This window comes from Bathymodiolus platifrons methanotrophic gill symbiont, from assembly GCF_002189065.1.
In the GTDB taxonomy this organism is placed as follows: Bacteria; Pseudomonadota; Gammaproteobacteria; order Methylococcales; family Methylomonadaceae; genus Methyloprofundus.
The window spans coordinates 34,279-42,518 of record NZ_BDMN01000018.1; the positions used below are offsets into that span (position 1 = coordinate 34,279).

The window sequence follows — 8,240 nt, forward strand, 5'->3', positions numbered from 1 at the left end:
TGTTTATAAATTTTGGGTGAATTGTTTTTTTACTTTACTGATCTCGTGAGTACGGAGTCTATGAATAGCTAGGCCTATTTCTTTGCCTTTTAGACTTTTATCTAAAATTGCAGAGCTGTCAATGCGTTTAGCTGCCTGTTGGGCGGCTAAGATATACTCTGCTTGTGGATAGGGGGTTTCTTCAAGTCCCAGGCGGCCCTTTGCATCAGCTTCGCAGGCAAGTAAAAAGTCATCTAGTTGATTGTCAGCTTTAAAGGCTCCAATACTGGCAAGGGTGTCGCACAATGTTGCGGGCTTTAATTCAAAGGCGCGGTGGCAATGGGTGTGGTATTGCATGACTTGTAAGGCTAGTTTCTGGTAATGATTCGGTACGCGCAGGCGTTGGCAAAGCCCCTTTAGTCCCAGTGTTTCATGCCCATGGTGACTAGGCCACTTATCTGCTGGCGTTAGTGCCTTGCCTAAATCATGCATTAAGGCAGCAAAGCGTACCGTGGTTTTGCCGCTTAATAAAGCAGCCTGATCTAAAACCATGAGTGTATGTACGCCAGTATCAATTTCAGGGTGATAGCTAGCTGGCTGAGGAACGCCAAATAATTTATCCAGTTCAGGGAAAATACGCGCTAATGCGTCACAATCTCTTAAAGCCTGAAAAAAGGCGGCAGGTGATTGTTCACTTAAAGCTTTGGCTGTTTCGGCCCATACGCGCTCAGGAACCAGGTAGTCAATTTCGCCTTGCGTCACCATTTCCCGCATTAATTGCTGGGTTTTTGGGGCGATGCTAAAGCCCAGATGTTGATAGCGGGCACAAAACCTGGCAATGCGTAATACTCGTACCGGGTCTTCACAAAAAGCGGGTGAAATATGACGAAAGATTCTGTTTTTTAGGTCTTCCTGTCCACCATAAGGGTCGAAAATTTCACCATTATCCATCAGTGCCATGGCGTTTATGGTTAGGTCGCGACGCATTAAATCATCTGTCATGCTGACATCCGGTGTTGCATGGACAGCGAAGCCTTTGTAGCCGCGCGTGGTTTTTCTTTCGATGCGTGCCAGGGCGTATTCATCTTTAGTTTCCGGGTGCAGAAATACCGGGAAATCTTTGCCTACTTCGGTATACCCGCGTGCAATCATGGATTCTGCTGTTTCGCCAATAACCACCCAGTCCCGTTCTCGAACAGGGAGATTAAGGAGGGTGTCGCGTACTGCGCCGCCGACTAAATAGGCTTTCATCATACTAGGGAGTTTTTATTGGATTTATGATGCATGATAAATGATTCGCAGACTATTTGGAAATCTGCGGTTTAATGAGGAGCTGGTGTGATGTGGTGTGGTGCTTGATAAAATCTTTATCATTTTACTAAGGAATGCGAATTTAATAATACCCAAAAGTTTACGTTCCACTGTAAGCCTGTATGAAGCTTGCGGAATGCAGGAAGAGCAGCGCACTCAATTTCCCGTATTCCGCAAGCTCCATACGGTCTACACAAAGTTTCGGATTTTATTAAAACCTGATTCCTAAGAATAATGTAGGGATAAAAAACTACTTTTATGCTGAGGCCTAACTAAAATACATGTAATAAATGCAGTAAATCTTCAGCTGCTTTGTGGTCAGTGCGGCAGGATAACCAGGAATCATCGCTCTTTAAACGAAAGCTTAATGTATAGTATCAGAGATTCTTTATACAACGATTGATAGATAACGATAATGTTAGATATATTGCTGATTTGCCTTGCTTTTGGTTGTTTTTCTGGTGTTTTAGCTGGGCTTTTTGGGTTGGGTGGAGGGGTCGTGCTAGTACCTTTCTTTCTGGTTTTGCTTGAGGCGCACGGAATTGCAAATCATCTGCTAATGTTGATGGCGGTGGCAACATCATTGGCAACTATTGTTGTTACTTCTACCGCTTCTTGCTTTGCTCATCATCGTCTGGGGGCTGTTATCTGGAAGTATGTCTTTAATTTGAGTTACGGTATAGTGCTAGGGGTAATGATAGGTGCCTGGGTGGCTGATTCTATTGCTGCAGAAAATTTACGTTTTATCTTTGCCGTGTATTTGTTGTATGTTGCCGTACAAATGGCAATGCAAAGCAAACTTAAAGCAACGCTTAAGCCGCTTAACGCGTCAGTGTTAAAAATATCGGGTGTGGTCATAGGTTTTGTTTCATCTGTATTGGGAATAGGCGGAGGAACCTTGACCGTTCCTTTGCTCGCCAGGCATCAGATGCCTATGCGTAATGCAGTTGCCATTTCCAGTGCCTGTGGTTTACCGATAGCTGTTATGGGTACGATAAGCTATGCTTTTTTAGGCTGGCAGAGAGCGGGGCTGCCTGAAGGGAGTATTGGCTATGTATATTTACCAGCTTTTTTTGGCATCATAATGACCAGTATGCTAACTGCGCCAGTGGGTGCTAGGTTGGCTAATAAGTTACCGACCAAAAGGCTAAAGCGGTATTTTTCATTGTTATTATTTGCTGTTGCCGGCAAATTATTGTGGGCAATTTATATTTGATTAAGAGGATTATTATGGCTGAATTTAAAAAATATCGTTGTCAGGAATGTGAGCATGTTTACGATGAAGAGCAGGGTGATTCTGATAGCGGTCTTGCACCAGGAACTTTATGGGATGATATTCCTGATGATTGGGCTTGCCCTATCTGTGGGGCGCCGAAAAGTTTTTTTAAGTTAATGGAGTAACTCCTTTATTGAAAAAGGTGTTGATTTGTCTGTAGGGCGAGGCTTTAGCCCGCCTTTAGATTACTTTTATGGGTATTGGTGGACTTGAAATCACGCCATAGGTGTGTCTTTTTTCAGGTATCTTTATTTATGCTATTAAAAGATCATCAAGTCATAGTATAATAATCGGTTAATTTTTATTGACTGTACTGAAGGTGTTATGCAAATTATACAGGAAGCCTTAACTTTTGATGATGTGTTATTAGTGCCAGCTCACTCAACAGTGATGCCGCGTGAAGTATCAATGAAAACACAGCTAACGCGCAAGATAGCACTTAATATTCCGCTGGTTTCTGCGGCAATGGATACTGTTACCGAGGCAAGACTAGCGATTGCAATAGCACAGGAAGGTGGTATCGGAATTATTCATAAGAATATGACGGCCGAGGAACAGGCGCAGGAAGTTCGTAGTGTTAAGAAATATGAAAGTGGTGTTATAAGAGAGCCGATTACTGTTGCATCAACGGCAACTGTGCGTGATGTGATGGCGTTGACTCAGGAAAACAATATTTCGGGTGTACCTGTTGTTGATGGCAATGAATTAGTAGGTATTGTGACTAGTCGTGACTTGCGTTTTGAAACGCGTCTTGATGAATCTATTGCCAATGTGATGACACCTAAAGCACGCCTAGTGACTGTTAAGGAGGACTTTACTCAGGTAGAGGCCTTGAAATTGTTGCATGAGCATCGTATCGAAAAAGTGTTAATCATTAATGATGATTTTCATTTGCGTGGCATGATTACGGTAAAAGATATTCAAAAAGCCAAAGATTACCCTAATGCCTGTAAAGATGAATTAGAGCGTTTACGAGTTGGTGCTGCTGTTGGAACCGGAGAAGGGACTGAAGAGCGTGTAGCCGCCCTAGTTGAGGCGGGAGTCGATGTGATTGTGGTTGATACCGCGCATGGACATTCGCAAGGTGTGTTAGAGCGTGTGCGCTGGGTTAAACAAAACTACCCTGATTTACAGGTTATCGGAGGCAATATAGCAACAGCAGATGCAGCTTTAGCGTTAGTTGAAGCCGGTGCCGATGGCGTGAAAGTGGGGATTGGTCCTGGATCGATTTGTACTACACGGATCGTTGCTGGTGTTGGTGTGCCACAAATTTCAGCCGTGGATAATGTTGCTCAGGCTTTAAAAGGCACAGGTGTTCCTTTAATAGCCGATGGTGGTATACGTTATTCAGGGGATATGGCAAAGGCATTATCTGCCGGAGCATATTCAGTCATGTTAGGCGGTCTTTTTGCGGGGACAGAAGAGGCGCCTGGTGAAGTGGAATTATTTCAGGGGCGTTCATACAAATCTTATCGTGGTATGGGCTCGATTGGTGCAATGGCGCAGCAGCAAGGTTCTAGTGATCGTTATTTTCAGGAAGATGCTGACTCATCAGATAAGTTAGTACCTGAGGGTATTGAAGGGCGGGTACCTTATAAAGGTAGTTTAGTCGCTATTATTCATCAGGCACTTGGTGGTATCCGTGCCAGTATGGGTTATACCGGTTGTGCAACCATTGAAAAACTACATGAAAATGCACAGTTTGTGCGTGTGAGTAGCGCGGGTATGCGTGAAAGTCATGTTCATGATGTCATCATTACAAAAGAAGCACCTAATTATCGGGTGTAACAAACTGCAATATAAATTATATTATCGAGGCTCCTAGTGGGCCTCGATTTGTTTATAGCCCTTGTTTGTAACCCAGCAAGTATTACAACGATAAATGTTGCGCTCTGCTAACTCAAACTACGAACAACCTAAGAGATTACCGTGAACCAACAAACAACAGATATTCATGCACATAAAATCCTTATTCTGGATTTTGGCTCACAATACACCCAATTGATAGCACGACGCATTCGTGAAATTGGGGTTTATTGCGAAATTTATTCCTGTGATTGCTCTGACGAAGAAGTGAGCGCATTTGGCGCGCAAGGGATTATTTTATCGGGTGGTCCTGAATCAGTGACGTCAGGTCACACGCCAAGAGCGCCACAAGCAGTATTTGATGCAGGTGTCCCGGTATTAGGTATTTGCTATGGTATGCAAACCATGACCGAGCAATTAAATGGCAAGGTAGAATCCTCAGATCACCGTGAATTTGGTTATGCACAAGTTAGAGCGCGTGGACATTCTAAATTATTCATTGATATAGAAGACCATACGAGCCCTGAAGGCTATGGTTTACTAGATGTGTGGATGAGTCATGGTGATCGTGTTGTGGAATTGCCTGAAGGCTTTAAGTTAATAGCCAACTCCGATGGCGCACCTATTGCTGGTATTGCCAATGAAGAAAAGGATTTTTATGGGGTGCAATTTCACCCGGAAGTAACTCACACAAAACAAGGCGGGCGTATTTTAAGTCGTTTTGTCCTGGATATTTGTGGCTGTGATGCTCTATGGGACTCGGCACATATTATTAGTGAAAACCTGCAAAGCATTAAACAGAAAGTAGGTACTGATCAGGTTATTCTGGGTCTTTCTGGTGGTGTAGATTCATCTGTAGTCGCAGCGTTATTGCATAAAGCAATCGGCGAACAACTTACGTGCGTGTTTGTCGATACTGGTTTATTACGCCTGAATGAAGGTGACCAGGTAATGGCAACTTTTGCCCAGCATATGGGTGTAAAAGTGATTCGTGTTAATGCCGAGCAGCGATACTTAACAGCTCTAGCGGGGATAACAGACCCAGAACAGAAGCGTAAGATTATCGGTAATCTATTCGTTGAGATTTTTGATGAACAAGCGGGTAAATTAACCGATGCTAAATGGCTGGCACAAGGAACAATTTATCCTGATGTGATCGAATCAGCAGGTGCTGCTAGTGGTAAAGCACACTTAATTAAATCACATCATAATGTCGGCGGCTTACCCGAAAATATGACCCTGAAATTACTCGAGCCTTTACGTGAGTTATTTAAAGATGAAGTACGTAAACTGGGTACAGAGCTAGGTTTGCCTTACGATATGGTTTATCGCCACCCTTTCCCGGGCCCTGGTTTAGGTGTACGTATATTAGGTGAAGTAAAAAAACAATATGCCGATTTATTGCGTCAAGCCGATGCTATTTTTATGGATGAACTGTATAAACAGGATTTATATCAAACAGTCAGTCAGGCCTTTGCTGTATTCCTACCGATAAAATCTGTGGGTGTCATGGGTGATGGCAGGCGTTATGATTATGTCATTGCGCTACGTGCAGTAGAAACCATCGATTTTATGACGGCTAGATGGGCGCATTTGCCTTATGACTTTTTAGGTCATGTATCCACACGTATTATTAATGAAGTCGATGGTATTTCACGCGTGACTTATGATATTTCCGGCAAGCCTCCCGCGACCATAGAATGGGAGTAAACCAGGCAGAGGATCAAGCCTGGATGCGCCATGCTATCAGGCTTGCACAACGTGCAGAAGCACAGGGTGAAGTCCCGGTCGGTGCTGTGCTTGTTTTGGATAACAAATGTATTGCCGAAGGCTGGAATACGCCAATTACAGATAATGACCCAACAGCACATGCAGAAATTAACGCAATGCGCCTGGCAGGGCAGCAGTTAGATAATTACCGTTTAATAGACAGCACCTTATATGTCACCTTAGAGCCTTGTGTGATGTGTATGGGGGCTATTGCCCACGCACGTGTTAAGCGATTAGTCTTTGGTGCAATTGATGAAAAGCGTGGCGCAGTGTGTAGTGCATTAGAGCTAAGTAATGCGGATTTTTTAAATCATCAGATAGACTGGCAAGGCGAAGTGCTAGCAGAGACCTGTGGCAATTTATTAAGAGATTTTTTTAAAGCAAAGCGAAAAAAGCTGTAGAGCGGACTTTAGTCCGCAACTCTGCCCGATATCGCTTAAATATCTAAAGGAGAAGCAGATGCAAGAACAAAGCAAATCAAGTGCCTTTATACTGGGCGCCTTTATATTTCTGGGGTTAGCTACCGTTGGTTACCAACTGGGAAATGCGGCAATTCAATACAAAGAGTATGAGCGTACGGTCACAGCAAAAGGCCTGTCAGAACGTGAATACCCAGCCGATATTGTTATCTGGCCGATTCAATTCACAGAGTCGAGTAATGATCTTGCTCAGCTTTATAGTTCTATTGAGGCTAGTAATTCCAAGATTAAGGGTTTTCTGGAAAAAAATAAAATCAACCCTGATGAAATATCCATTTCTGCGCCGAATATTACCGATAAATCCGCCCGGCAATATGGCAATGCCAAGGCCGAATATCGCTACACTGCGCAACAAACTGTGACGGTGTATTCGAAAAATATTCCGAGAGTTCAGAATGTTATGAAGTTATTGCCCGAGCTAGGCAAGACAGGTATAGCATTTACAGGAAGTAATTATCAAGGGCAGACAGAATATATTTTCACTCGTTTAAATGAAGTAAAGCCAGAAATGATAGAAGAGGCTACGCGCAAAGCAAGAGAGGTCGCAGAAAAATTTGCCGCAGACTCTAATAGCCAGCTGGGCAAAATAAGACAGGCAAAGCAGGGGCAATTTAGTATCAATGCCCGGGACAAAAATAGCCCGTCTATCAAAAAAGTCAGGGTAGTCTCGACAGTTGAGTATTATTTGTCTGATTGAAGTCATTATTAGCTGGCTTGTCAGGAATAGAACTGAAGAGCGGAAAAAACAAAGGGGAAGTAAAAAATGCTAGTATATGTTTTTATAAATACTTGCTATTTATGACTACCCCTGCTAAAATTTACATATGGTTGATGGATTTGCATCTGTCGACATTATCATTATTTTTAGCTATAATGGCGCGTTCTGAAAGGCAGTCTCAATAAACCTATCATGGAATAAGTCTGTCTGGTTGAGAATTGAATATATGGATAGTTAACAACCTATATATTGGCATGTATAATTTTATTTAGAAGAACCTAACTGAACCATTGAGTATGACAAATTTGACTGCAAATAATTTCTGGAATACAGACCTAGAGGACGTGGAGGCTGTTTTCTTACCTAAAGGCATGAAAATCACAGACTTACCCGTCACTTTAGACGAGCGAATTCCTACTCAAGGTAGCGTTATTCTTGATAAAACAATTAATATCAATGATGAAGTAAAAACACCTAGTTTAATACAGAAATTTATGTACTTTATGTTCAAATAATGCCTTTTACCATGCTATTCTCACTCGCTGAAAATCATGGAAACGGAGCTTAGCGAAGTGGTGATTTTTAGTCCCTGATAGGCGACAGGGCAATTCGCTGATTCGACGTGTGCTAGCAGCACGCGAGAGGAGCAAGAATTGCATTCCGAATAGCCGTCCAGCCAGTGAGGTAGTAATGACGAAGCGGCTTTTGTGCGTAGTCGTTGCGGACGCAGGGCGTTCAGGGCATCTCCCATCCGCTGCGTAGGTGAACGAATTATGGCGACAGGAGTCCCGGCATTTCGTGAGGTAGCATGGCGCGCCTGATTCTGGCGCAGGTATTGAACCTAAGAAGAGAATATTTATTGCCTTTGCTATAATTCCTTATCCCGAACTCAGGTTAAATC

General features: G+C 43.1%; 8 protein-coding genes. 7 read left to right on the forward strand and 1 reads right to left on the reverse strand.

All coding sequences use genetic code 11. The features are described 5' to 3' along the window. Window positions 1–3 precede the first annotated feature (3 nt). Window positions 4–1,230, reverse strand: a complete 1,227-nt coding sequence (locus CDZ78_RS01140) for a multifunctional CCA addition/repair protein (RefSeq protein WP_087868305.1) — start codon at window positions 1,228–1,230, stop codon at window positions 4–6. Window positions 1,231–1,705: 475 nt separating this feature from the next. Between CDZ78_RS01140 and CDZ78_RS01145 the strand changes: the two genes are divergently transcribed. The 7 genes from CDZ78_RS01145 to CDZ78_RS01180 all read left to right on the forward strand — a co-directional run bounded on the left by CDZ78_RS01145 (window position 1,706) and on the right by CDZ78_RS01180 (window position 7,854). Continuing rightward, complete coding sequence (locus CDZ78_RS01145; protein ID WP_087868306.1) at window positions 1,706–2,506, forward strand: sulfite exporter TauE/SafE family protein; 801 nt, start codon at window positions 1,706–1,708, stop codon at window positions 2,504–2,506. Between the two features lie 14 nt (window positions 2,507–2,520). After that, the gene (locus tag CDZ78_RS01150; RefSeq protein ID WP_087868307.1) at window positions 2,521–2,691 is read left to right on the forward strand and encodes a rubredoxin; all 171 of its coding nucleotides are present in this window, start codon (window positions 2,521–2,523) and stop codon (window positions 2,689–2,691) included. Window positions 2,692–2,890: 199 nt separating this feature from the next. Beyond that, the gene (gene guaB / locus CDZ78_RS01155; protein ID WP_087868308.1) at window positions 2,891–4,354 is read left to right on the forward strand and encodes an IMP dehydrogenase; all 1,464 of its coding nucleotides are present in this window, start codon (window positions 2,891–2,893) and stop codon (window positions 4,352–4,354) included. A 141-nt stretch (window positions 4,355–4,495) separates the two neighbouring features. Next, window positions 4,496–6,082: a glutamine-hydrolyzing GMP synthase gene (guaA, locus tag CDZ78_RS01160; RefSeq protein WP_087868309.1), complete on the forward strand. Its 1,587-nt coding sequence runs from the start codon at window positions 4,496–4,498 to the stop codon at window positions 6,080–6,082. Beyond that, complete coding sequence (gene tadA, locus CDZ78_RS01165) at window positions 6,073–6,543, forward strand: tRNA adenosine(34) deaminase TadA (protein ID WP_087868310.1); 471 nt, start codon at window positions 6,073–6,075, stop codon at window positions 6,541–6,543. The genes guaA and tadA overlap by 10 nt, the downstream gene beginning before the upstream one ends. A gap of 58 nt (window positions 6,544–6,601) precedes the next feature. Continuing rightward, a complete protein-coding gene (locus CDZ78_RS01170; protein WP_087868311.1) occupies window positions 6,602–7,318 on the forward strand; it encodes an SIMPL domain-containing protein in 717 nt (238 codons plus the stop codon). 311 nt (window positions 7,319–7,629) lie between these two features. Then, window positions 7,630–7,854 carry a hypothetical protein gene (locus CDZ78_RS01180; protein ID WP_373862412.1) on the forward strand — a complete coding sequence of 75 codons (225 nt, stop codon included), beginning with the start codon at window positions 7,630–7,632 and terminating at the stop codon, window positions 7,852–7,854. Window positions 7,855–8,240 lie beyond the last annotated feature (386 nt).

Coding starts and splice junctions, on each gene's coding strand:
- CDZ78_RS01140 (WP_087868305.1), bottom strand. CDS start 1,230: ATGAAAGCCTATTTAGTCGGCGGCGCAGTACGCGACACCCTCCTTAAT.
- CDZ78_RS01145 (WP_087868306.1), top strand. CDS start 1,706: ATGTTAGATATATTGCTGATTTGCCTTGCTTTTGGTTGTTTTTCTGGT.
- CDZ78_RS01150 (WP_087868307.1), top strand. CDS start 2,521: ATGGCTGAATTTAAAAAATATCGTTGTCAGGAATGTGAGCATGTTTAC.
- guaB (WP_087868308.1), top strand. CDS start 2,891: ATGCAAATTATACAGGAAGCCTTAACTTTTGATGATGTGTTATTAGTG.
- tadA (WP_087868310.1), top strand. CDS start 6,073: ATGGGAGTAAACCAGGCAGAGGATCAAGCCTGGATGCGCCATGCTATC.
- CDZ78_RS01170 (WP_087868311.1), top strand. CDS start 6,602: ATGCAAGAACAAAGCAAATCAAGTGCCTTTATACTGGGCGCCTTTATA.